This is a genomic window from Denitrificimonas caeni (assembly GCF_027498055.1).
In the GTDB taxonomy this organism is placed as follows: domain Bacteria; phylum Pseudomonadota; class Gammaproteobacteria; order Pseudomonadales; family Pseudomonadaceae; genus Denitrificimonas.
Genome location: NZ_CP114976.1, coordinates 2,511,652 through 2,534,442 on the forward strand (window position 1 = coordinate 2,511,652; position 22,791 = coordinate 2,534,442).

19 protein-coding genes are annotated in these 22,791 nt (G+C 49.8%); 7 read left to right on the top strand and 12 right to left on the bottom strand.

Features of this window, described 5'->3' with window-relative positions; all coding sequences use genetic code 11:
* Positions 1–5: 5 nt before the first annotated feature.
* Complete coding sequence (locus tag O6P33_RS11705) at positions 6–1,076, top strand: enoyl-CoA hydratase/isomerase family protein (RefSeq protein WP_269817953.1); 1,071 nt, start codon at positions 6–8, stop codon at positions 1,074–1,076.
* 29 nt (positions 1,077–1,105) lie between these two features.
* Positions 1,106–2,257, top strand: a complete 1,152-nt coding sequence (locus tag O6P33_RS11710; protein WP_269817954.1) for an acyl-CoA dehydrogenase family protein — start codon at positions 1,106–1,108, stop codon at positions 2,255–2,257.
* A 101-nt stretch (positions 2,258–2,358) separates the two neighbouring features.
* Here the strand turns inward: O6P33_RS11710 and groL are convergent, their stop codons facing one another.
* The 5 genes from groL to O6P33_RS11735 all read right to left on the bottom strand — a co-directional run bounded on the left by groL (position 2,359) and on the right by O6P33_RS11735 (position 7,037).
* The gene (gene groL / locus O6P33_RS11715) at positions 2,359–3,999 is read right to left on the bottom strand and encodes a chaperonin GroEL (RefSeq protein WP_269817955.1); all 1,641 of its coding nucleotides are present in this window, start codon (positions 3,997–3,999) and stop codon (positions 2,359–2,361) included.
* 36 nt (positions 4,000–4,035) lie between these two features.
* On the bottom strand, positions 4,036–4,329 hold the full coding sequence (locus tag O6P33_RS11720; protein WP_269817956.1) for a co-chaperone GroES: 294 nt from the start codon (positions 4,327–4,329) through the stop codon (positions 4,036–4,038).
* A gap of 213 nt (positions 4,330–4,542) precedes the next feature.
* Complete coding sequence (locus O6P33_RS11725) at positions 4,543–5,028, bottom strand: FxsA family protein (protein ID WP_269817957.1); 486 nt, start codon at positions 5,026–5,028, stop codon at positions 4,543–4,545.
* A gap of 93 nt (positions 5,029–5,121) precedes the next feature.
* Positions 5,122–6,669 (bottom strand): AmpG family muropeptide MFS transporter, encoded by a 1,548-nt coding sequence (locus O6P33_RS11730; RefSeq protein ID WP_269817958.1) that lies wholly within the window; start codon positions 6,667–6,669, stop codon positions 5,122–5,124.
* A gap of 32 nt (positions 6,670–6,701) precedes the next feature.
* Positions 6,702–7,037: an MGMT family protein gene (locus tag O6P33_RS11735; RefSeq protein WP_269817959.1), complete on the bottom strand. Its 336-nt coding sequence runs from the start codon at positions 7,035–7,037 to the stop codon at positions 6,702–6,704.
* A gap of 97 nt (positions 7,038–7,134) precedes the next feature.
* Here O6P33_RS11735 and O6P33_RS11740 point away from each other — a divergent pair, with 97 nt between their 5' ends.
* On the top strand, positions 7,135–8,145 hold the full coding sequence (locus tag O6P33_RS11740; RefSeq protein WP_420094997.1) for a DUF481 domain-containing protein: 1,011 nt from the start codon (positions 7,135–7,137) through the stop codon (positions 8,143–8,145).
* 1,783 nt (positions 8,146–9,928) lie between these two features.
* Here the strand turns inward: O6P33_RS11740 and O6P33_RS11745 are convergent.
* Positions 9,929–11,272, bottom strand: a complete 1,344-nt coding sequence (locus O6P33_RS11745) for a Fic family protein (RefSeq protein WP_269817961.1) — start codon at positions 11,270–11,272, stop codon at positions 9,929–9,931.
* A 1,173-nt stretch (positions 11,273–12,445) separates the two neighbouring features.
* Complete coding sequence (locus O6P33_RS11750) at positions 12,446–13,204, bottom strand: SDR family oxidoreductase (RefSeq protein WP_269817962.1); 759 nt, start codon at positions 13,202–13,204, stop codon at positions 12,446–12,448.
* 260 nt (positions 13,205–13,464) lie between these two features.
* Here O6P33_RS11750 and O6P33_RS11755 point away from each other — a divergent pair, with 260 nt between their 5' ends.
* On the top strand, positions 13,465–15,108 hold the full coding sequence (locus tag O6P33_RS11755) for an NAD+ synthase (protein WP_269817963.1): 1,644 nt from the start codon (positions 13,465–13,467) through the stop codon (positions 15,106–15,108).
* Positions 15,109–15,243: 135 nt separating this feature from the next.
* On the opposite strand, the gene proB is transcribed toward O6P33_RS11755, so the two are convergent.
* The 4 genes from proB to rplU form a co-directional block, all read right to left on the bottom strand.
* Positions 15,244–16,362 (bottom strand): glutamate 5-kinase, encoded by a 1,119-nt coding sequence (proB, locus tag O6P33_RS11760; protein ID WP_269817964.1) that lies wholly within the window; start codon positions 16,360–16,362, stop codon positions 15,244–15,246.
* Positions 16,363–16,436: 74 nt separating this feature from the next.
* Complete coding sequence (gene cgtA, locus O6P33_RS11765; RefSeq protein WP_269817965.1) at positions 16,437–17,654, bottom strand: Obg family GTPase CgtA; 1,218 nt, start codon at positions 17,652–17,654, stop codon at positions 16,437–16,439.
* Positions 17,655–17,787: 133 nt separating this feature from the next.
* Positions 17,788–18,045, bottom strand: a complete 258-nt coding sequence (gene rpmA / locus O6P33_RS11770; RefSeq protein WP_269817966.1) for a 50S ribosomal protein L27 — start codon at positions 18,043–18,045, stop codon at positions 17,788–17,790.
* Between the two features lie 35 nt (positions 18,046–18,080).
* Positions 18,081–18,392 (bottom strand): 50S ribosomal protein L21, encoded by a 312-nt coding sequence (gene rplU / locus O6P33_RS11775; protein ID WP_269817967.1) that lies wholly within the window; start codon positions 18,390–18,392, stop codon positions 18,081–18,083.
* Positions 18,393–18,634: 242 nt separating this feature from the next.
* On the opposite strand from rplU, the gene O6P33_RS11780 reads away from it, so the two are divergent.
* Together O6P33_RS11780 and mscL are read left to right on the top strand one after the other, a co-directional pair.
* The gene (locus O6P33_RS11780; RefSeq protein ID WP_269817968.1) at positions 18,635–19,603 is read left to right on the top strand and encodes a polyprenyl synthetase family protein; all 969 of its coding nucleotides are present in this window, start codon (positions 18,635–18,637) and stop codon (positions 19,601–19,603) included.
* Between the two features lie 178 nt (positions 19,604–19,781).
* The gene (gene mscL / locus O6P33_RS11785) at positions 19,782–20,201 is read left to right on the top strand and encodes a large-conductance mechanosensitive channel protein MscL (RefSeq protein WP_269817969.1); all 420 of its coding nucleotides are present in this window, start codon (positions 19,782–19,784) and stop codon (positions 20,199–20,201) included.
* Between the two features lie 393 nt (positions 20,202–20,594).
* Here mscL and O6P33_RS11790 read toward each other — a convergent pair whose 3' ends face one another.
* Entirely contained in the window at positions 20,595–21,371 is a 777-nt protein-coding gene (locus O6P33_RS11790; protein ID WP_269817970.1) for a ferredoxin--NADP reductase, read from the bottom strand.
* A 71-nt stretch (positions 21,372–21,442) separates the two neighbouring features.
* Here O6P33_RS11790 and O6P33_RS11795 point away from each other — a divergent pair, with 71 nt between their 5' ends.
* Complete coding sequence (locus O6P33_RS11795; RefSeq protein ID WP_269817971.1) at positions 21,443–22,567, top strand: methyltransferase; 1,125 nt, start codon at positions 21,443–21,445, stop codon at positions 22,565–22,567.
* Positions 22,568–22,791 lie beyond the last annotated feature (224 nt).

Consider the following 22,791-nt stretch of genomic DNA (forward strand, 5'->3'; position numbering starts at 1 on the left):
TAACCATGCCCGATAATCAAACACTGGTACTGACCGAGGTTCGTAATAATGTCGGCCACCTGACGCTCAATCGTGTCGCCGCGTTTAATGCCATCAACCTAGAAATGGTACGCAGCATTGCGCAGCAGCTGCATGCTTGGGCTGCAGATGAGAATGTCGTGGCCGTGGTGTTACGCGCCAATGGTGACAAAGCGTTTTGTGCTGGTGGTGATATTCGTGAGCTGTACAGCAATGCTAAAGAAGGTAATGACCTCAACAACACCTTCTTTAGCGAAGAATATGCCCTCGACCAATACATTCATGCCTACCCTAAGCCTGTTATCGCTCTGATCGATGGCTTAACCTTGGGCGGTGGTATGGGTTTGGTGCAAGGTGCAAGTTTTCGTATCGTCACCGAAAAAGCCCGCTTAGGCATGCCTGAAGTGAGTATTGGTTTTTTTCCGGACGTGGGCGGCAGCTACTTTTTATCACGCCTACCCAGCGAAATTGGCACCTATATGGGCGTCAGCGGTAACCCTGTGGGCGCCGCGGACGCTTTGCAAATAGGCCTGGCGGATTGGTTTTTACATGCCGAGCAAATCTCCGAGCTGGACCGCTGCTTAGACAATATGCAATGGGGTCACTCCTCACAAGAAGCCATTCGCAGCCTATTAAATACCTTAGCCAGCAAGCGCGCCAGCGGTTCCAAATTAGCCCCAGTACGCGCCGCCATCGAGCAACACTTCAGTAAAGATTCAGTGGCTGAGATTATCGCCTCGTTAGCCAGCGAAACCAATGACAGCATTAAACCTTGGTGCGAAGAGTTGATCGCCACCCTACGTACTCGTTCCCCCATCGCCATGGCCACCACCTTAACCATGCTGCGCCGTGCTAAAGACCTGTCATTAGCCGACTGTTTCCGCCTCGAGTACCACCTGGGTACGCAGTGGTTTACTAAAGGCGACTTTATGGAAGGCGTGCGCGCGCTGATCATTGATAAAGACAAAAACCCACAATGGCAGCCAGCCACCATCGAAGCGCTTGAGCAAGGCAAACTGGATGATTTATTCGCTGGCTTCCAAGCGCAATCTATTTAAGCCAATGCGTGTATTAAAGGAATTTCACCATGAATGATATCGAACTGTCCGAAGAACAACGCATGATCCGCGATATGGCGCGGGACTTTGCCAAAATCGAATTAGCCCCCAACGCAGAAAAATGGGAAAAAGCCGGCTGGCTCGATGAGAACATGCTCAAGCAAATGGGTGAGCTGGGCTTTTTAGGTATGGTCGTCCCCGAAGAATGGGGCGGCTCCTACATCGATTACACTTGCTACGCCCTTGCCTTAGAAGAAATCTCAGCAGGCTGCGCCGCCACTGGCGCGGTGATGAGCATTCATAACTCAGTGGGCTGCACGCCTATTCTGAACTGGGGTACTGAAGAACAAAAGCAAGAGTGGGTTCCGCAACTGGCTTCAGGGCAAACCTTGGCCTGTTTTTGCTTAACCGAACCACAAGCGGGCTCCGAAGCCAACAATCTGCGCACTAAAGCAGTGGAAGATGGCGACCATTGGGTACTCAATGGCAGCAAGCAGTTTATCAGTAATGCCAAACGTGCAGGCCTGGCCATTGTTTTTGCCGTGACCGATCCTGAGTTGGGTAAAAAGGGCTTATCGGCCTTTTTAGTACCCACAGACACACCGGGTTTTGAAGTGGAACGCATGGAGCAGAAAATGGGCTTACGCGCTTCTGATACCTGCGCAATTAGCTTGGTTAACTGCCGTATTCCAAAAGCCAATATGCTCGGTCCGCGCGGCAAAGGCTTAGCCTTAGCGCTGTCTGGCTTAGAAGGTGGGCGCTTAGGTATCGCGGCACAAGCGGTGGGAATTGCCCGCGCTGCTTTTGAAGCTGCACTGATTTATGCCCGCGAACGCGTACAGTTTGGTAAGCCGATTGCCGAACACCAAAGCATCGCCAACATGCTGGCTGATATGCACACGCAAATTAACGCGGCACGGCATATGATTCTCTATGCTGCACGTTTGCGCACTGCTGGCCTGCCCTGCTTATCCGAAGCTTCACAAGCCAAGCTTTTCGCTTCAGAAATGGCAGAAAAAGTCTGCTCCATGGCCATTCAAGTGCACGGCGGTTATGGCTATTTAGAAGACTATGCAGTGGAGCGTCACTACCGTGATGCGCGCATTACGCAGATTTATGAAGGGACCAGTGAAGTACAGCGCATCCTCATTGCCCGCCAACTGGCCGACTACCCTTTATAAGTTAACCGACCTTTTATCCCGCCCAATAAAAAACGGCTACCAATCACTTAGTAGCCGTTTTTTTGATGCTAGAACAGCTAAATATTAATGCATTAAATGCATCACATCATGCCGCCCATTCCACCCATGCCGCCCATATCAGGCATTGCAGGTGCGGCGCTGTCATCTTTGATGTCAGCGATCATCGCTTCAGTGGTGACCATCAAGCCAGCAATTGACGCTGCCGCTTGTAGCGCTGAACGGGTTACTTTTGCTGGGTCCAAAATACCCATCGCAATCATATCGCCGTATTCACTAGTAGCTGCGTTGTAACCGTAGTTACCTTCGCCCTGCTTAACTTTATCAACTACCACGCTTGGCTCATCACCCGCGTTAGCAACGATCTGACGCAGTGGTGCTTCAACCGCACGACGCAGTAGAGCAATACCTACATTCTGATCTTCGTTGTCGCCTTTGAGCTCAGAGATCGCCTGCAGTGCGCGCACTAGTGCAACACCACCGCCAGGTACCACGCCTTCTTCAACGGCAGCACGGGTTGCGTGCAGCGCGTCTTCAACGCGGGCTTTCTTCTCTTTCATTTCAACTTCAGTGGCAGCACCCACTTTAATCACCGCAACACCGCCAGCTAATTTAGCCAGACGCTCTTGCAGCTTCTCTTTGTCGTAATCTGAAGTGGTTTCTTCGATTTGCTTACGGATCTGTAAGACACGCGCTTCGATATCAACCTGCTGACCAGCACCATCAATAATAGTGGTGTTGTCTTTGCTCAGGACAACGCGTTTCGCGTCACCGAGGTGCTCTAAAGTAGTGGTATCAAGGCTCAGACCCACTTCTTCAGAAATAACCGTACCGCCAGTCAAGATGCCGATATCTTGCAGCATTGCTTTACGACGATCGCCAAAGCCTGGTGCTTTAACTGCAGCCACTTTAACGATACCGCGCATGTTGTTGACAACCAGAGTTGCCAAGGCTTCGCCTTCAACATCTTCAGCAATAATCAACAATGGACGACCGGACTTCGCTACAGCTTCCAGAACTGGCAACAACTCACGGATGTTAGAGATTTTCTTATCCACTAACAGCAGCAATGGGTTTTCCAGCTCAGCTACCATGGTGTCTGGCTTGTTGATGAAATACGGTGACAGGTAACCACGATCAAACTGCATGCCTTCAACCACAGACAGCTCGTTATCTAGACCTGAACCTTCTTCAACAGTAATAACGCCTTCCTTACCGACTTTTTCCATTGCCTTAGCAATGATTTCACCGATAGAAGCGTCAGCGTTGGCGGAAATAGTACCCACCTGAGCGATAGCTTTGTTGTCAGAGCATGGCTTAGCCAGTTGCTTGATCTGCTCAACAATTGCGATGGTCGCCTTATCAATACCGCGCTTAAGATCCATTGGATTCATGCCCGCAGCAACTGCTTTCAAGCCTTCGTTGACGATAGCTTGTGCTAGAACAGTAGCAGTGGTGGTACCGTCACCGGCTTCGTCGTTGGCTTTTGAAGCAACGTCTTTCACCAGCTGTGCGCCCATGTTTTCAAAGCGGTCTTGCAACTCAATTTCTTTAGCAACTGATACACCATCTTTAGTGATGGATGGCGCACCGTAGCTTCTTTCTAAAACGACGTGACGACCTTTTGGTCCTAAAGTCGCTTTTACTGCGTCAGCTAAAACGTTGACGCCAGCGAGCATTTTTTTACGGCCTGAATCGCCGAATTTTACTTCTTTAGCAGCCATGTAATCTTTTCCTCAATTTGTACGCAAGGGGATAAATTAAGCTTCAACAACCGCGAGAATTTCGCTTTCGCTCATTACCAGCAATTCTTCACCATCGACTTTAATAGCGTTGCTGCCGGAATAAGGGCCAAAGACTACTTTGTCACCCACTTTTACAGCGAGTGCACGTACATCACCATTGTCTAAAACGCGACCAGTACCTACGGCAACAATTTCGCCTTGGTTTGGTTTTTCAGCCGCTGAGCCTGGTAGCACAATGCCGCCAGCGGTTTTGGTTTCTTCTTCGCTGCGGCGGATTACCACACGGTCATGCAGAGGACGAAGCTTCATTGTCGATCTCTCCCAACGGGTTAGTTACATCAACCGATGACACTCATCGGTACGTTTATTAAGTCCGGCAAGCCGGGGCGCACTGTGCGAAACACAGCACGCAGAGTGATCTGCACAAGGCAGAATCTTTTGGTGACTTATATATGTGGGCAGGTACAAAGATTTCAAGGGCTGAGCCTGAAAATTTCTCAATAAATACCTAAAGATAAGGTTTTAAGGGTCTTCACGCTCAAATTCACCTTCAATAATTTGCGCTTGGCGTGGCTGTGATCTCTCACCCTGCTCAGAATGCGTGCGGCTTTGCCCATAATATTGCTGGGACTGGTACTGCCGAGCTTGGGCTGCGCTTTGCGTCATATGCAAGGCAATGCGCTTAATCATAATGCTGCGGGTGATTGGCAACATCAGCAGCAAGCCTATGGCGTCACTGATAAAACCGGGCAGTATTAATAAGCCACCGGCAATGACTAACAAAAAGCCATTGAGCATTTCCGTATTCGGCACTTCCCCTGCCGCCATACGCTGACGAACTTTTAGCGCAGTGGTAAACCCCGCAATGCGAATACAGAAGACCCCCAACACGCCACTGGCTAACACCAACAGCAATGTGGCCGACGCGCCAATACTGGCACCGACCCGAATCAAAACAAATAACTCAAGCAGCGGGAAAACTAAAAACAATAAGAAAAAAATTCGCATCAAGCCCACCTTAACCATCTAGATACTTAATTAATGCGCCCCAGCCGAGAAAATCTCAAGGGCTGCACGCTTTAGATCATGTAACAAAATACCTCACAGCTCTTCTAAGCTGCCTGCGTTTTGCCGATCCACCGCTGTTTTGCGCCTATCGTTACGCCACTGCCAAAGAATAAAGAAGATGGTCGGCACACCCAGTAGAGCGGTAATCAAAAAGAAATTCTCATAACCATACTTGTCCACTAACACTCCTGAATAGCCTCCAATTAGGCGTGGCAACAGCAACATAATGGAACTCAATAAGGCATATTGGGTAGCAGAAAACTGCAGATTAGTGAGGCTGGATAAATAAGCCACGAAAGCTGCGGTAGCCATCCCTGCACTGAAGTTATCACAAGAAATGGTCACAATGAGCATGTTTAAATCCGCCCCCATACCGGCGAGCAAGACAAACATCAGGTTAGTTGCTGCCGACGCGATACCGCCAATCAAGAGTATCGGCATGATGCCAAAGCGTACAATTAACAAACCACCAATGCCGGCACCCAGCAACGTCATAATCAAACCAAAGACTTTACTGACCCCAGCAATTTGATCTTTACTGAAACCCTGATCGATATAAAACACATTGGCCATCACCCCCATCACCGTATCCGACATGCGATAAGTTGCCACCAACCCTAGTAACAATAGCGCCTGCCAGCGGTAGCGCACGACAAAGTCACTGACTGGGGTGAGCACCGGCGCCAACCCTTTACGACCAATCGAGGATAAGCAAAAGATGGTTAAAATGGTGTACAGCAAAGCGCGTAAAAAAGCGCGGTCGCTAAGCAGTAAATCATCTAAACCAGCACGGCCAGACACTAAAGATTCGAAATCAGTTTGATAGTACTGCGTCATCATGGCCGGTACAGAGACCAATAAAACCATCAACACCAAGACAGAAATCAATTGATGGCTGAGCTTGTAACGGTTGATAATTTGCGCAGAGGCTGCGGGCAATTTAGGTTCTTTCATCCACAGCGTGGTGAGCAAGCCCGGCAGCATTAATAATGCAAATAACAAATAGGTACTGGCCCACGCCGCATGCCGATACTGTACACCCGTGGAGCCAAACCACTCGGCAAAATACAGTGCACCAGCCGTAGCCAATAGCGCAGCCACACGGTAACCCGCCATATAACTGGCCGCCAATGCCGCTTGGCGACTGTTATCGAGAATTTCTAAGCGGTAAGCATCCACGGCAATGTCTTGCGTGGCCGAAGCAAACGCCACCAATACAGCTAAAGCAATTAAGATGGCCAAATGACTTTGCGGATTGCTCAAGGCCATACCCGCAAGACCTGTGGCAATCAGTAACTGTGAAAAGACCAACCACGAACGACGGCGGCCTAAGCGGCCTAAAATAGGTAGGCGCCATTGGTCAAGTAAGGGGGACCACACCCATTTAAAGGCATAAGCCAGGCCAATCAAACTGGCATAACCGATGGTTTCACGGGCAACACCGGCTTCACGCAGCCAAACAGACAGTGTCGAAAAGACCAGCATGTACGGCAAGCCTGCAGCAAAGCCCAATAACAATAAGGCTAAGACAGCGGGACTCGAGTAGGTCTTGAGGGCGGTCCGCCAACTATTTTGGGGCATGGTCTACTGCTTTCATTGGCAAATCACGTACTCTACTCGCTGACAGCATTGGGCTGCCACTGATAATCGGCTAATTTTACACGATCTTGTGCAACGAAGATCCCTTCTAGACGTAAACGCTGACGCTGTTCATCACCAGCACGGCTGTTTTGCGGCAAACTTAAACGCCCGCCCGCGGCGACAACACGGTGCCAAGGTAATTGGGTATCATCTGGCAGTTGGCTTAACACTCGCCCTACCCAGCGCGCCAATCCTGGATAACCGGCCATTTTAGCCAACTGCCCATAGGTGACCAAGCGTCCTGGTGGTACTTTGGACAGCAACATATACAAGACGATCCGCATTTGCTGTTTATTTTCGCTCTCCATCGCGGAACCCTAATTTTTACTGTGTGTCTGTTGTAGCAAGTGTATTAAACTATGCACTGTACAACATTTCTTGCTTTCACTTCTTTCGAGCTGGTCAATAATGCGTTTTTTCAATCTGTTTGTAGTTGCGCTAAGTCTATTTTTTTCTCTATCAGCACAGGCAGATACGGTATGGCTGAAAAACGGCGATCGCTTAACGGGGACTATTTTGGTGTTAGACGGTGGTCAACTGCTGTTAAAAACTGATTATGCTGGCACTGTAAACTTAGATATCAAAAAGATAGCAACTTTGGAGTCGGAGCAACACTTATTAGTTAAGCTAGATAATTTTACGACCCAGACCAGCAAAGCTTTGCGGCCGGCACCTGATGGCAGTGTGCGCTTGCAAAACGGAGGTCCGGAACAAACCATCGCCCTTGCTGATATTCAGCAGCTGATGGTGCCGCGGCCAATTATCGAGGACTTGCGCTGGAAGGGTAATATCAGTTTCTCAGCAGATTATAAGCGACGTGAAAATAACTCTGATGATTATGGTTTAGATGTAAGTACTGAGCTGCGTCATGGCCTCTGGCGTCATTCGGTTGATACTGAATACGATTATGAAACGAAGAATAGTGCCAAGAAAACTGAGCGCTTTGAAGCCAGCTATGCCTTAGACCGCTTTATTACTGAGCGCTGGTTCTGGAAAAACAAGGCCAAATACACTCATGATCATTTGGAGGAGTTACGTCGGCAATATGTCTATGGTACTGGCCCTGGTTTCCAGTTCTGGGATAACGAGCTTGGTGGTTTGGCGGTCTCTGCGTTGTTAAATCACAATAAGTTTAAGTTTGACACTGGCGAGCAGCAGAGTTTTAACGCCAGTACTGTGTCGTGGAATTATAATCGTTACCTCAGTGGTAAATCCTTTGAGCTGTACACTAAGGGCGAGTTCGGCGCGCCGTTTATCGGTGATATTGATTATGTTTTTGATGGTGAGGCTGGTATGCGTTACAAGCTCAACAGTTGGGCGGCTGTCACGTTAAGAGCTGAATGGGATAAAGTTTCTAGCAAGTACGGTGACCTGAATGATCGACGCTATGTGATTGGCGTTGGAGTGGGTTGGTAATTTTATTAAGCCCATAGCTATTATGTTTACCGTGCTTCGCTGCGCCCGACCGCCACTGCAATAACCCAGACCATATAAATGATCAACAAGTACTTCGGGGTGGGAGTGGTGAGCGTAGCCAAGGATGGCGTAGCGCCGGAGTTGAACCCTGGACGGGTTCATCGACGGATTAACCCCACCCCGAAGTACGGCATACACCATTACTTGCTGGGTTATTTTAGCTAAGAGCATAGAAATACGAGGTTAATCGTGCCGCGCTAATGCTGCTTTTCCCTCAAAGGGTCATCCTGACCCCATTCGGGCGCTGCGCCATCCATGGCTACGCTAGCCGCAGCACCAGCGCGGCACTACTGAATCAGCGGTATGTTTTGCCAGCGCGCAACACGCCTCTTTTGTGTTTTCGGTTAGCTATCCACTTCTAGCTCAACCACTCTTACTGCTGAAAAGACACAACCCGCTCTTTATTGGCATTAGCATGACAGCCACTGCAATAACCCAGACCATATAAATGATTAACGAGTACTTCGGGGTGGGAGTGGTGAGCGTAGCCAAGGATGGCGCAGCGCCGGAGTTGAACCCTGGACGGGTTCATCGACGGATTAACCCCACCCCGAAGTACGGCATACACCATTATTTGCTGGATTATTTTAGCTAAGAACACAGAAGCCCGAGGTTTGTCGTGCCGCGCTAATGCTGCTTTTCCCTCAACGGGTTATCCTGACCCCATTCGGGCGCTGCGCCATCCATGGCTACGCTAGCCGCAGCACCAGCGCGGCACTACTGAATCAGCGGTATGTTTTGCCAGCGCGCAACACGCCTCTTTTGTGTTTTCGGCTCATTATTTACTTATAACTCAACTGCTCTTAGTGGTTAAGAGCCTCGTTTACAACAACGCTCAAAGCACACAAATACAACTTTCAGGTGCAACCTGAGCGCTACTGCAATAACCCAGACCGTATAAATGATCAACGAGTACTTCGGAGTGGGAGTGGTGAGCGTAGCCAAGGATGGCGCAGCGCCGGAGTTGAACCCCGGACGGGTTCATCGACGGATTAACCCCACCCCGAAGTACGGCATACACCATTATTTGCTGGATTATTTTAGCTAAGAACACAGAAGTCCGAGGGTTGTCGTGCCGCGCTAATGCTGCTTTCCCCTCAAAGGGTCATCCTGCCCCCATTCGGGCGCTGCGCCATCCATGGCTACGCTAGCCGCAGCACCAGCGCGGCACTACTGAATCAGCGGTATGTTTTGCCAGCGCGCAACACGCCTCTTTTGTATTTTCGGCTCATTATTTACTTATAACTCAACTGCTCTTAGTGGTTAAGAGCCTCGTTTATAACAACGCTCAAAGCACACAAATACAACTTTCAGGTGCAACCTGAGCGCTACTGCAATAACCCAGACCGTATAAATGATCAACGAGTACTTCGGAGTGGGAGTGGTGAGCGTAGCCAAGGATGGCGCAGCGCCGGAGTTGAACCCCGGACGGGTTCATCGACGGATTAACCCCGCTCTGAAGTACGGCATACACCATTATTTGCTAAGCAACTTTAGAAAAGAGCACACAGAGTATCAGGTACGACATGACCGCCACTGCAATAACCCAAACCATATAAATGATTCACGAGTACTTCGGGGTGGGAGTGGTGAGCGCAGCCAAGGATGGCGCAGCGCCGGAGTTGAACCCCGGACGGGTTCATCGACGGATTAACCCCGCCCCGAAGTACGGCATACATCAACACTGATGTTACTGAAGTTCACGAGTACGCAAGCATCATAATTATTTAGCGCTGTGCAACCGCTGCTTTAAGTCAGCAGGAGCCAAATAGATAAATGTTCGACCATCTTTAGTTGGAAGAAACAACTTATATTCTGCCAATTGATTTAAATACTTACGCGCAGTGTTCTCAGCGACCTCATAGGTACTCGCAATTTCCTTCACCGTAAAAACACGCCCCGGCTCTTTAGTACCTTTTTTCAGTAAATCCTTTTGAATAAAATTTAACCCACTGAATCTAGACCCCTCAAGAAGCGCAACCACTTGGTGAAACTCCTGAGTTTTATGTTGCAAATACTCCTGCAAATCAGCGAAAGCCTGCAAAATAATATCCAACTGAAAATCAATAAAATAGGTTAAATCATTTTGATCTTTTTCAGTGTAAAGAAAAGACAAACCATAGCCCCGCGGATCATCTTTCAGCAACTTACTAATGGATACGTACTTAAATAAATCGTACTCATTTTTAAGCATCCACCAATAAAACAAAGCCCTTGCTGTTCTACCATTACCATCACGAAATGGATGCTCATAGCCCAGCATAAAATGCAAAATAACCGCTTTAATCACCGGAGGAATAAACAGCCCTCCCGCCAAACCGTTATGGTCCGCGTTAGCAAAATCACATAACTGCTGTAAACGCTCTTGTAGCTTCGTATAGCACGGAGGCTTGTGCGCTATATCGCCCTTTTCATCTTCGACATAGATATCATTACTCGTTCTAAACTCACCTGGGGTGACGTTATTTTCACTGGTATGCTGCGTAGCAATCCGGTGAAACTCAAGAATCAAATCTATACTTAAGTCCTGTTTTTTAATGCGCTCTGCATACTTGAGTAATAAAAAATTATTAAGAATCATCCGCTCATCAGGATCGACAGGCTCTCTTTCTTCCTCCAGCATTTTTTTCGCTACTTCACGGGTGGTTGCTGCACCCTCAAGCTGAGCACCAGTAATTGCTTCTTCCATAATCAGCGATGACACTAAATACCGCTGCTGAATACTGTCTGATGCACGATTACCGGCCACAGCCCCCATACTGCCGCCTGCAATTTTTATCACCTGATGCAGCTTTGCCTCCATAGAATGGGGCACTACGTATGAGAAGTGCGCGCCACTTTCATCTTTAAGTGGCAATAGCACAGCTTTTAAGTGGCGTTTAAATTTAATAACAGACCAGATGGTTTTGGCATCATTTCTCGGCACTCGCCACTTGAGTTGGCTCCAATGCAAATAGCGTCCTTGGCTATCTACTTCAGCATACTGAGCCATAAAAGGTAGTGCTTTGCTGAGATCGAAGTTTTCTAATTTAAACTCTGGAGCTCTTTCAACAAGGGGCTTTGACATAGCTAACTCAAATATTAGATTTTGCGTTTAAGAGTTTAAAGAGTGCCTTATTGGCCGGTAATGTCAACCAATCAAATACCAAAAATCACCTAGCACTTCAGATAAGAGCGTAGAAGCCCAGGATTTATCGCGCCTCGCTCAACCTGACCGCTACTGCAATAACCCAAACCATATAAATGATCAACGAGTACTTCGGGGTGGAGTGGTGAGCGTAGCCAAGGATGGCGTAGCGCCGGAGTTGAACCCCGGATGGGTTCATCGACGGATTAACCCCGCCCCGAAGTACGGCATGCACCATTATCTGCTGGGTTATTTTAGCTAAGAGCACAGAAGCACGAGGTTTGTCGTACCGCGCTAATGCTGCTTTTCCCTCAACGGGTCATCCTGACCCCATTCGGGCGCTGCGCCATCCATGGCTACGCTAGCCGCAGCACCAGCGCGGCACTACTGAATCAGTCGTATGTGCTGCAAGCGCGCAGCACGCCTCTTTTGTGTTTTCGGTTAGTTACATACTTAGAGCTCAACAGCTCTTACTGCTGAAAAGACACAGCCCGCTCTTTATTGGCATAAGCATGACAGCCACTGCAATAACCCAGACCATATAAATGATTAACGAGTACTTCGGGGTGGAGTGGTGAGCGTAGCCAAGGATGGCGTAGCGCCGGAGTTGAACCCTGGATGGGTTCATCGACGGATTAACCCCACCCTGAAGTACGGCATGCACCATTATTTGCTAAGCAACTTTAGAAAAGAGCACACAGAGTATCAGGTACGACATGACCGCCACTGCAATAACCCAAACCATATAAATGATCAACGAGCACTTCGGGGTGGAGTGGTGAGCGTAGCCAAGGATGGCGCAGCGCCGGAATTGAACCCTGGACGGGTTTATCGACGGATTAACCCCACCCCGAAGTACGGCATACACCATTATTTGCTGGGTTATTTTAGCTAAGAGCACAAAAGCACGAGGTTTATCGTACCGCGCTAATGCTGCTTTCCCCTCAACGGGTCATCCTGCCCCCATTCGGACGCTGCGCCATCCATGGCTACGCTAGCCGCAGCACCAGCGCGGCACTACTGAATCAGCGGTATGTGCTGCAAGCGCGCAGCACGCCTCTTTTGTGTTCTCGAATACGGCATACGCCATCACTCGCTAACTACCGCAACCTTTTACAAGCGCAAACCACCGTCCAGCTCAAGAATACGACCGGTAAAATAGTCATTCTCAAAAATATAAGCCACCGAATGCGCAATCTCCTCCGGCTTACCCATACGCTGCAAAGGAATAAACGCCGTAGTTTTTGCCAAAGCCTCCGGCTTCATACTCAAAGTCATCTCAGTTTCAATAAAGCCCGGCGCAACACCAGCGACACGAATCCCATAACGCGCCAACTCCTTCGCCCAAACCACAGTATCCGCAGCCACACCCGCCTTCGCCGCAGAATAATTCGCCTGCCCCATATTACCGGCGCGGGAAATTGAAGAAATATTCACAATCGCACCCTGATTTTTCAACTCAATCATCTTCGCCGCAACTTCACGGGTACACAGGAAAACCCCGGTTAAATTCACATCAATCACAGCCTGCCAATTCGCCAGACTCATCTTCGTCATCTCACCGTCTTTCACACGAATCGTCAGACCATCACGCAAAATTCCAGCATTATTAATTAGACCGTTAATCGCACCAAAATCAGCCGCAACCTGCGCCACCATATGCGCAACCTGCTCCTCATTAGCCACATTACACAAATAAGCACGGGCCTGCGTACCGGCACTTTCACACGCAGCTACCGCAGCATCCAGCTTCTCTTGATCCAAATCGACCAACGCCAGCTTCACACCCTTAGCCGCTAAATACTCCGCCATCGCACGACCCAAACCTTGGCCGCCACCGGTCACAATAATAACCTTATCTTGTAACTGCATAATCACTCATCCCCTACTTTACAACAGTCAATAAATACAGAACCCAACTCAGCAGGCCCCAACAAACGAACTTCAGTGTAGTGTCTTTACGAAAAAAATAAACGCTTTATTGATTTGCTGGATGATAACCAATTTATCGCCACCAACATCAGCAAAAACACCATCACAACCCAGCGCAACTGTTTATATCTAGCGCAATTTACCCACCCTAGACCGCTCTTTGTTAAACTGCAGCCCTGATTACTTTGAAAGGATTGAGCATGGCAACTACATTGCGCACCGTATTGGCCCAACTGAATATGCGCGTCGGAGATATTGACGGCAACGTGCAACGTATCCTTGACTCAAGCGTACACGCACTGCACCACCAACAAGCCGACCTCATAGTCTTCCCCGAGCTATCACTGTGCGGCTATAACGCCCAAGACCTACTGCTACGCGCCAGCATGCAAACACGCATCGAACGAGCCCTAGCTCGACTCTGCACCGCCCTGCCGCATAACTTACACGTCCTGGTCGGCTACCCTTGGCTTGAACACAACCAGCGCTATAACTGCTGCGCGCACTTCTACCAAGGGCAGATTCAAGCCGTTTATAAAAAGCAATTTCTCCCCACCGATCCCACCGCTTTTGCCCAACGCTATTTCACCCCAGGCAGCGAACCCTTATGCATTGACATTAACAGCATAAAAATTGCCATAGGCATCGGTGAAGACATTTGGCAAAACGCCTTTATAGAGCAGGCCAGCGCTGCTAAAGCCAAGATGATTGTCAGCCTCAACGCCTCAACCTTTCATCTCAACAAACAAGCAGAACGCGAGCAGATGCTCAGCAACCATGCCCAACGCGCGCACATGCCAATCCTCTATGCCAGCCAAGTTGGCGCACAGGATGATTTGATTTTTGATGGCGGCAGCTGCAGCGTTGATGCCCAAGGCAACCTACGCCAGCGTGCTCCAGCCTTTAGCGAAGAGCTGTGTGCCGTAGAACTGCAGTTTACCCGCTCAGACTGCCATGTGGAGCGCGCCACAGTAGAACCTTTGCTCAGTGAAGAAGCCAGCATCTACCAAGCGTTAATGATGAGTTTGCGCAACTATGTTGAACATAACGGCTTCCCCGGAGTACTGCTGGGCTTATCCGGCGGCATTGACTCTGCTGTTGTCTTAGCCATTGCCGCAGACGCTCTCGGAGCCGATAAAGTACAAGCCGTAATGATGCCTTATCATTACACCGCACAAATCAGTCAAGACGATGCCGCCGCGCAAGCTCTCACTATGGGCGTGGACTATAAAACCCTCGCCATTGCCCCCATGGTCGAAGCCTTTACCCAAGTGCTAGAACCAGTCTTTGCCGAGCTACCCAGCACAGCCAATGACACCACCGAGCAAAACCTGCAAGCCCGCTGTCGCGGCAATTTGCTGATGGCTCTGTCCAATAAAAATGGCTATTTAGTTCTTACCACCAGCAACAAAAGTGAAACAGCTGTGGGCTACTCAACCCTCTATGGCGATATGGCCGGCGGCTTTGCGCCACTTAAAGATGTGTCGAAGAATATGGTTTATCGCCTCGCCCGCTACCGCAATAGTTTAAGCCCAGTGATTCCTGCGCGAGTGATTAGCCGTCCACCTTCCGCTGAGCTATCACCTGATCAAAAAGATGCAGACAGCCTGCCACCCTATGACATTCTTGATGAAGTGCTACGTTTATACGTGGAAGAGGATTGCAGCGCCGAGGCAATTATTCAGCAAGGTTTTGCCAAAGAAACGGTTATGCGCATTTTACGCTTAGTGGACATCAGCGAATACAAGCGTCGCCAAGCAGCAGTTGGGCCACGAATCAGTAAACGCAGTTTTGGCAGCGATCGCCGCTACCCCATTACCAACCTATGGCCACTGGGAGATTAAGCAGAAAAGCAAGCCCAGTAGCGCGCCAGCTCAGGCTGTTAAACCCTTAGCGCTACTGGGCAAATCACCGCAAGAATAACAAACATCAGCTCCAGCGCCGGTTAAAGCCGCGCTGGAGAGCTCGGCAGAGCTAGATCACAGCACCACTAAATTATCACGGTGAATCAGCTCAGCTTCAGCCATATAACCCAGTGTTTCGACAACTTGCTCAGAGCACTGACCAATAATTGCCGTTGCTTCAGCAGCACTGTAATTACTCAAACCACGGGCCACTTCAACACCTTGGGCATCCACGCACACCACCATTTCACCGCGCAAAAAGTTACCTGCCACCGCAGTCACTCCCACGGGCAATAAGCTTTTGTGATCACGGGTTAAAGCTTTGACTGCGCCAGCATCCAAAGTCACAGTACCTCGGGTTTGTAAGTGCCCCGCCAGCCATTGCTTGCGTGCGCCATCACGGCATTGCTCAGTGGTTAACAAAGTGCCCAAGCGCTCGCCCGCATGTAAGCGATCCAAAACCCGCTCTAGACGGCCACCAACAATCACCGTATAGGCTCCAGAACGCGCAGCCAAGCGGGCTGCACGCAACTTAGTTTGCATGCCGCCACGCCCTAAAGCGCCAGCGCTACCACCGGCTACGGCGTCCAAACTTGGATCATCGGCGCGGGCTTCATAAATGACCTGCGCATCTGGATTGCTGCTTGGATCTGCATCAAACATGCCATCGCGATCGGTTAAAATAACCAGCAAATCCGCTTCAACTAAGTTGGCCACCAGCGCGGCTAAAGTATCGTTATCACCAAAGCGAATCTCATCGGTGGCAACGGTATCATTCTCATTGATCACTGGAATAACGCCCAACTCCAGCAAAGTACGCAAGGTACTGCGAGCATTTAAGTAACGCTTGCGATCCGATAGATCATCATGGGTTAACAGCACCTGTGCTGTGCGCTCATTGTATTCAGCAAAGCTGCTTTCCCAAGCTTTAACCAAACTCATCTGGCCCACGGCAGCCGCGGCCTGCAATTCATGAATGGCACTGGGGCGCTCCATCCAGCCAAGGCGACTCATGCCAGCTGCCACAGCTCCGGATGAGACCAAGACCAAATCAATGCCTTGTTGACGCAGCGTAACCATCTGCTGCACCCAAATTGCCATGGCATTGCGGTCTAAGCCACGGCCATCAGCAGTCAGTAAAGCACTGCCAATTTTCACTACCCAGCGCTGAGCGCCCGTCACTTTGTCGCGCATTACACAGATCCTGTCGAAATTAAATACTTAGCGGCCAATGCCCAGACTCAGCACCACCAGTGCCGAGCCAGCAATCAATGGACATAAATGATTTCAGCACCGCCCTCATCGTCTTCGTCATCTTCATCAAAGTCGTCTTCAACATCTTCAATGGCTTTGACCCCAGCACGGCGTAAGGCGCGCTTATCGTCCAGCTCTTGCAGACGCGCACGGCCTTCATCTTCAATGCGTTGATCCAAGTCAGTCAGATACTCGGCATACTCTTTGTCTTCGCTGATGCGCAGGTCACGCTCATCCAAGTAGCGCATCATCGCTTGCGCCAACTCCTTGGTGCCCTCGCCATCCAGCGCAGAAATCATAAACACTGGGCCGGTCCAACCCAATTGCTCAATCACTGCTTGCTTGCGCTCTTCACGCTCACAATCGAGCAGCTGATCCACTTTGTTCAGCACCAACCAGCGATCACGCTCAATTAATGACGGACTAAACTGCTCAATCTCATCGACAATAATTTGCGCGGCTTGCGCAGGATCACTGTCGTCAATTGGTGCCAGATCAACAATGTGCAATAACAGACGGGTTCGGGTTAAGTGTTTAAGGAAACGAATCCCCAACCCTGCTCCTTCTGCAGCACCTTCAATCAAGCCAGGAATATCAGCAATCACAAAGCTTTTATAGCGCCCGATACTGACCACGCCCAAATTGGGAATCAAAGTGGTAAAGGGGTAATCCGCCACTTTAGGTTTAGCCGCTGACACCGAACGAATAAAACTGCTTTTACCGGCATTGGGCAAACCTAACAGCCCCACATCAGCCAGCACTTTCATTTCCAGCTTTAGATTGCGCAGCTCACCGGGCTTACCATCACTGGTCTGGCGTGGCGCACGGTTGGTACTGGATTTAAAACGACTATTACCTAAACCATGCCAACCACCCTCAACCACCAAAAGACGCTGACCTTCTTCAGTCAAGTCGCCAATAATTTCTTGGGTGTCGGCATCAATAATGGTGGTCCCGACCGGCACTTTTAAAATAAGGTCTTCACCTTTAGCGCCGGTACAGTCCGCGCCACGACCATTCTCGCCGCGCTGCGCGTTATAGCGACGCGTGTAACGGTAGTCGATCAAGGTGTTGAGGTTAACATCAGCTTCCATATAAATAGAGCCTCCATCACCGCCATCACCGCCGTTTGGACCACCAAATTCAATAAACTTTTCTCGGCGAAAACTCATGCAGCCATTGCCGCCATCGCCAGCTTTTACCACGATCGATGCTTCATCGACGAATTTCATTCTTGTGCCTCCCGCGAGCCCGCAGGCTGATAAATATTAACGCAGGATACAACAAGCACGGATGATCCGTCTTTACTGCCTGCACAAACAAAAAAGCCCCGTCAAATGACAGGGCTTTTCCGTGTAAAGTTACTTAGGCTGAAACTACGCTTACGTAGCGACGTCCAAAAGCACCTTTAACTTCAAACTTCAACACACCTGGCTCTTTAGCGAACAGGGTGTGGTCTTTGCCCATGCCTACACCGGCACCTGGGTGGAACTCAGTGCCGCGCTGACGCACGATAATGTTTCCAGATTTTACAGTTTGGCCGCCGTACATCTTAACGCCTAAGCGTTTAGCTTCCGAGTCGCGACCGTTGCGGGTACTACCGCCAGCTTTTTTCGTTGCCATGAGATCAACACTCCATCAGTTTGGGGTTCAGTCAATTAAGCCTGAATACCGGTGATTTTAACTTCAGTAAACCACTGACGGTGGCCCTGACGCGTCATGCTGTGCTTACGGCGACGGAATTTAATAATTGTCACTTTATCGTGACGACCTTGCTCGGTCACTTCAGCTGTCACTTTAGCACCTTCAACAACTGGCGCGCCGATTTTTACATCTTCGCCGTTGCCAATTAACAGAACGCGGTCAAATGTTACGGCTTCGCCGATTGCCACGTCCAGTTTTTCAATCTTCAAATATTCGCCTTCAGCGACTTTGTATTGCTTACCACCAGTTACGATTACTGCGTACATCACATTTCTCCGTTATTCCTGCTCACCCAACGTTTTATAAGAGTAGGTATCAGTTGGCATGGCTGCTGTGCATTGGATTAAGACGCACTGCAATTGCGTAAGGCAGGGAGTTGCCCAAGTAAAGTTCAGGAGCGCGAATTGTACGCACTGTTCAAACGCGGCGCAAGCTCTGTATGCCTTACCTTGACAGAAAGGCGCGCGCCTCATAGCATGCGCACAACCTTATTGGAGTACGCAGAGTCATGCAACCACAGGCTTTTTACCAAATCGTCGCTGAAGATTTTGCTGCAGTAGACAGCATCATTAAACAACAGCTTTCCTCACGAATCCCTTTGGTAGAAAAAATCGGTGATTATATTATCTCCGCAGGCGGTAAACGCTTGCGCCCTTTGCTGGTGTTATTAGCCGGTAATGCCTTGGGTAAAAAAGATGAAGATTTACGCCTTCTGGCTGCCCTGATTGAATTTCTGCATACTTCCACGCTATTGCATGACGATGTAGTTGATAAATCGGACTTACGCCGCGGCCGCTCAACCGCAAATGCCAAGTGGGGCAACGCGCCCAGCGTGTTAGTTGGCGATTTTTTATATGCTCGCTCCTTTGAAATGATGGTGCGCCTAGGCTCTCTACCGGTAATGGATATTATTTCCCAAGCCACTCGCGTCATTGCTGAAGGCGAAGTACTGCAATTAACTAAAGTCCGCGACGCCAGCACCAGCGAAGCCACCTATATGGAAGTGATTCGCGGCAAAACCGCCATGCTCTTTGAAGCCTCCACCCACAGCGCTGCTGTACTAGCCGGCGCTTCAGCGCAACATGCTGAAGCCTTGCGTATTTATGGCGACAATTTGGGCATTGCCTTCCAGCTGGTGGATGACCTATTGGATTACCGCGGCGATGCGGAAACCTTAGGCAAAAACGTCGGTGATGACTTGGCTGAAGGCAAACCAACCCTGCCCTTGATTGTCACTATGCGTGACGGCACTGCAGAACAAGCCGCATTGGTGCGCCAAGCCATTCAAAAAGGTGGTATCGAGGATTTAGCAGAAATCAGTGCCGCAGTGGAAGCTTCCGGCGCTTTGGATTACACAGCAAATTTAGCCAAAGACTACGCCCAGCGCGCCATTAACTGTCTTAATGTTCTGCCCGCCTCTGGTTATCGCGACGCGCTAGTTGAGCTTGCTGAGTTTGCCGTAGCCCGCACCCTTTAATCTACACCGCTCGATTTCCCCCGCCTAACAATGCGCATGCTGCCGCTGCGCATTGCGGCCTTTAGGCCAATAAAAAACACTTCTCTGCACAAAGTCTCTTATAATCTATTTCAAGTGCGGCATAGGGTCGCGCGACAGACAATCAATTATTTAATAATTTCGCTATGGAAAATACAGCATGAGTATTCTTAAAGAATTTAAAACTTTCGCCGTCAAAGGCAATGTTGTTGATATGGCTGTGGGTATTATTATTGGCGCCGCCTTCGGTAAAGTCGTTAGCTCATTTGTTGGCGATGTACTTACTCCCGCACTGGGTATGTTGATTGGTGGTGTGGACTTCACTGACCTAGTGATCACCCTCAAAGCCGCACAAGGTGACATTCCTGCAGTGGTTATCGCCTACGGACAATTCATTCAAACCATTATTGACTTCATCATTATTGCTTTTGCAATTTTCATGGGAATCAAAGCAGTTAACCGCCTCAAGCGCGAAGATAACGTGACCGAGGAAGCGCCGGCAGAACCACCAGCGCCGAGCAACGAGGAAGTGCTACTGAGCGAAATCCGTGACCTGCTTAAACAGCAAAATAAAAACTAACAACACCCACCAGGGCTATGGCTTTGCGATGTTGTATTTTTAGAAGACCGGCAAACCCTAGCGATGCTCAATGAGTGCCGTGCAGGTGACGTGACAAGCGCAGCCAGGGATGGCGCGCTGAGGTAGCAACGGCACGGCACGGCACGGCACGGCACACATAGATAATCCTTAATACCTATAGTTACAACCCTATTTTGGAGTCAGGTGCCTGCCGTACTTCGGAATTGGTGTTAGTCCGTCGATGAAGCCGCCCAGGGTTCAACTCCGGCGCTGCGCCATCCATGGCTCGCTCATCACGCCAACCCCGAAGCACTCATTGACCAATAGTGCTGCTAGCACGATTGATATATGCCTCCATAGCAAATAACACCAAGCAAAACTACAAACAGCAACCTACCAATAGTTCTCCACTGCTACAGCACCGGGCTTGCGAGTTAAGGACAATTGCATATCGCGCTGCTGCAGCAACATGCGGCAATCCTCAACCATTTCAGGGTTACCACAGAGCAATACCCGTGAGCGCTCCGCCTCCATCGGTAAATCCACATGCTGCTCCAACTCACCGGAGGTCAGTAAATCGGTAATCCGCGCGCCCAAACAGCCCGGCACTTGCTCACGGGTCACCACTGGCACAAAAGTAAACTTATGTGCATATTCGGCGACATATTCACGGGTTAAGATTTCATCGAGCAAATCGCGGTACGCCAGCTCTTCTGCCGAGCGCACACTATAAACCAAGACAATCCGCTCAAAACGCTGCCACACCTCAAAGTCTTGCAGCATTGACAAAAAGGGTGCCAGCCCCGTGCCTGTGGCCAACATCCACAGATTTTTACCATCAATAAAGCGATCCAAGGTTAAAAAACCATGGGCCTGCTTTTCAATCAAAATTTCATCGCCCACCGCCAACTTACTCAACTCACTGGTAAACTCACCACTGGGCACGACAATCGAGAAGAAATCTAAAAACTCATCAAATGGGCTCGATACCATCGAATAACCACGCCAAACAATGGACCCATTGGCTTTACGCACACCTAAACGGGCAAACTGCCCCGCAGTAAAACGAAACCCCGCATCACGGGTGCAACGGAAACTAAATAGACTTGGCGTCCAAGTGTGCAAGCTGGTAATGGTTTGTCGGGTGAACTTTTCTTGTCTCGCGCTCATACTGCACCTCACTAACGAACTGTACCTTTATTAATACGCCATTTTTGGCCAAACAAATACCTGCGATCTCTATGCCTATACTCAATACTGCCTATGCCCAGCTGGACTTAAAACGCTATCCGGAGCAGCACAATAGCCCGCTACAAGCTTTCGATGCTGCGGATGAATACCTACTTAAACACCTCAGCGAACTCTCTTTGAGCGGACACAGCCGCTGCTTGATCCTCAATGACAACTTTGGCGCTCTGGCCATCAGCCTCGCCGAGCACATGCAAGTGCACAGCAGCGGTGACTCATTTTTAGCCCACCAAGCTCTGCGCAATAACCTTGATCACAATCAACGCCCAGCAGATGCGGTACAGATTCTGCAATCTGAACAAGCGTTTCAGGGCCCTTATGATTGCGTACTGATTCGCGTACCCAAAACCCTAGCTCTGCTGGAAGAACAACTGATTCGCCTGCAAAGCCACATCAGCGACCGCACTATTATTGTTGCCGCAGGCATGATTAAGCACCTGCCACGCTCAGCAGGTGATTTGCTCGAACGCTATATTGGCCCAGTGCAAGCCAGCCTCGCGGAGAAAAAAGCCCGTTTACTATTTGTCACCCCCACCAACATAGCGCAGGCCCAATCACCTTACCCAAGCAGCTATGAGCTGGATAAGCCTAAAATCAGCTTACGCAACCATGCTGGCGTATTTTGCCGCGAAGCCTTGGATATTGGTACGCGTTTTCTGCTGCCACACTTACCGAGTGGCCTTGGTCATGCACACGTTGCCGATCTGGGTTGCGGTAATGGCGTAATGGCGATTGTCTGCGCCTTAGAAAATCCAGAAGCGCAGCTGCTGCTGGTGGATGAGTCGTATATGGCCGTGCAATCTGCGCAAGAAAACTGGCAGCAGGCACTGGGGCAGCGCCCGGTTACTATTTATGCCGGTGATGGACTGGGCGCGGTGCAACCACAAACGTTGGATGTAGTGCTGTGCAACCCGCCGTTTCACCAGCAACAGGTGGTGGGCGATTTTTTAGCACGGCGCATGCTCCAACAAAGCCACCGCGCGCTCAAGCCTGGCGGGCAATTATGGGTGGTCGGCAACCGTCATCTGGGTTACCACATCACTTTGAAACGTATGTTTAGCAAGGTTGAGCAAGTCGCAGCCAATGCGAAATTTGTCATTTTTAAAGCCAGTAAATAAAGCCTGCTGCTTAGCCATTTTGCGCGCCGGATCTAAGGCTAAAAAACGGCGTACCGCCAAAAGCATTATTGCGAGGTAGCGCAGCAAGCTCTGAGCTTGCTAGAGCCAGCCCTAAGTGAGCGCCGCAAGGCTCCTCGCAATAACGCGCCCTACCTCTGCGAGGAGCACAGCGACGTGGCAGCCCATAGTTCAAGCTCCGCGCCAGCTTGCGAGTTGGACGACTT

Excerpts from the sequence above, each read along its gene's own strand:
- O6P33_RS11705 (WP_269817953.1), top strand. The coding sequence starts at position 6 with ATGCCCGATAATCAAACACTGGTACTGACCGAGGTTCGTAATAATGTC.
- O6P33_RS11710 (WP_269817954.1), top strand. The coding sequence starts at position 1,106 with ATGAATGATATCGAACTGTCCGAAGAACAACGCATGATCCGCGATATG.
- groL (WP_269817955.1), bottom strand. The coding sequence starts at position 3,999 with ATGGCTGCTAAAGAAGTAAAATTCGGCGATTCAGGCCGTAAAAAAATG.
- O6P33_RS11720 (WP_269817956.1), bottom strand. The coding sequence starts at position 4,329 with ATGAAGCTTCGTCCTCTGCATGACCGTGTGGTAATCCGCCGCAGCGAA.
- O6P33_RS11725 (WP_269817957.1), bottom strand. The coding sequence starts at position 5,028 with ATGCGAATTTTTTTCTTATTGTTTTTAGTTTTCCCGCTGCTTGAGTTA.
- O6P33_RS11730 (WP_269817958.1), bottom strand. The coding sequence starts at position 6,669 with ATGCCCCAAAATAGTTGGCGGACCGCCCTCAAGACCTACTCGAGTCCC.
- O6P33_RS11735 (WP_269817959.1), bottom strand. The coding sequence starts at position 7,037 with ATGGAGAGCGAAAATAAACAGCAAATGCGGATCGTCTTGTATATGTTG.
- O6P33_RS11745 (WP_269817961.1), bottom strand. The coding sequence starts at position 11,272 with ATGTCAAAGCCCCTTGTTGAAAGAGCTCCAGAGTTTAAATTAGAAAAC.
- O6P33_RS11750 (WP_269817962.1), bottom strand. The coding sequence starts at position 13,204 with ATGCAGTTACAAGATAAGGTTATTATTGTGACCGGTGGCGGCCAAGGT.
- O6P33_RS11755 (WP_269817963.1), top strand. The coding sequence starts at position 13,465 with ATGGCAACTACATTGCGCACCGTATTGGCCCAACTGAATATGCGCGTC.
- proB (WP_269817964.1), bottom strand. The coding sequence starts at position 16,362 with ATGCGCGACAAAGTGACGGGCGCTCAGCGCTGGGTAGTGAAAATTGGC.
- cgtA (WP_269817965.1), bottom strand. The coding sequence starts at position 17,654 with ATGAAATTCGTCGATGAAGCATCGATCGTGGTAAAAGCTGGCGATGGC.
- rpmA (WP_269817966.1), bottom strand. The coding sequence starts at position 18,045 with ATGGCAACGAAAAAAGCTGGCGGTAGTACCCGCAACGGTCGCGACTCG.
- rplU (WP_269817967.1), bottom strand. The coding sequence starts at position 18,392 with ATGTACGCAGTAATCGTAACTGGTGGTAAGCAATACAAAGTCGCTGAA.
- O6P33_RS11780 (WP_269817968.1), top strand. The coding sequence starts at position 18,635 with ATGCAACCACAGGCTTTTTACCAAATCGTCGCTGAAGATTTTGCTGCA.
- mscL (WP_269817969.1), top strand. The coding sequence starts at position 19,782 with ATGAGTATTCTTAAAGAATTTAAAACTTTCGCCGTCAAAGGCAATGTT.
- O6P33_RS11790 (WP_269817970.1), bottom strand. The coding sequence starts at position 21,371 with ATGAGCGCGAGACAAGAAAAGTTCACCCGACAAACCATTACCAGCTTG.
- O6P33_RS11795 (WP_269817971.1), top strand. The coding sequence starts at position 21,443 with ATGCCTATACTCAATACTGCCTATGCCCAGCTGGACTTAAAACGCTAT.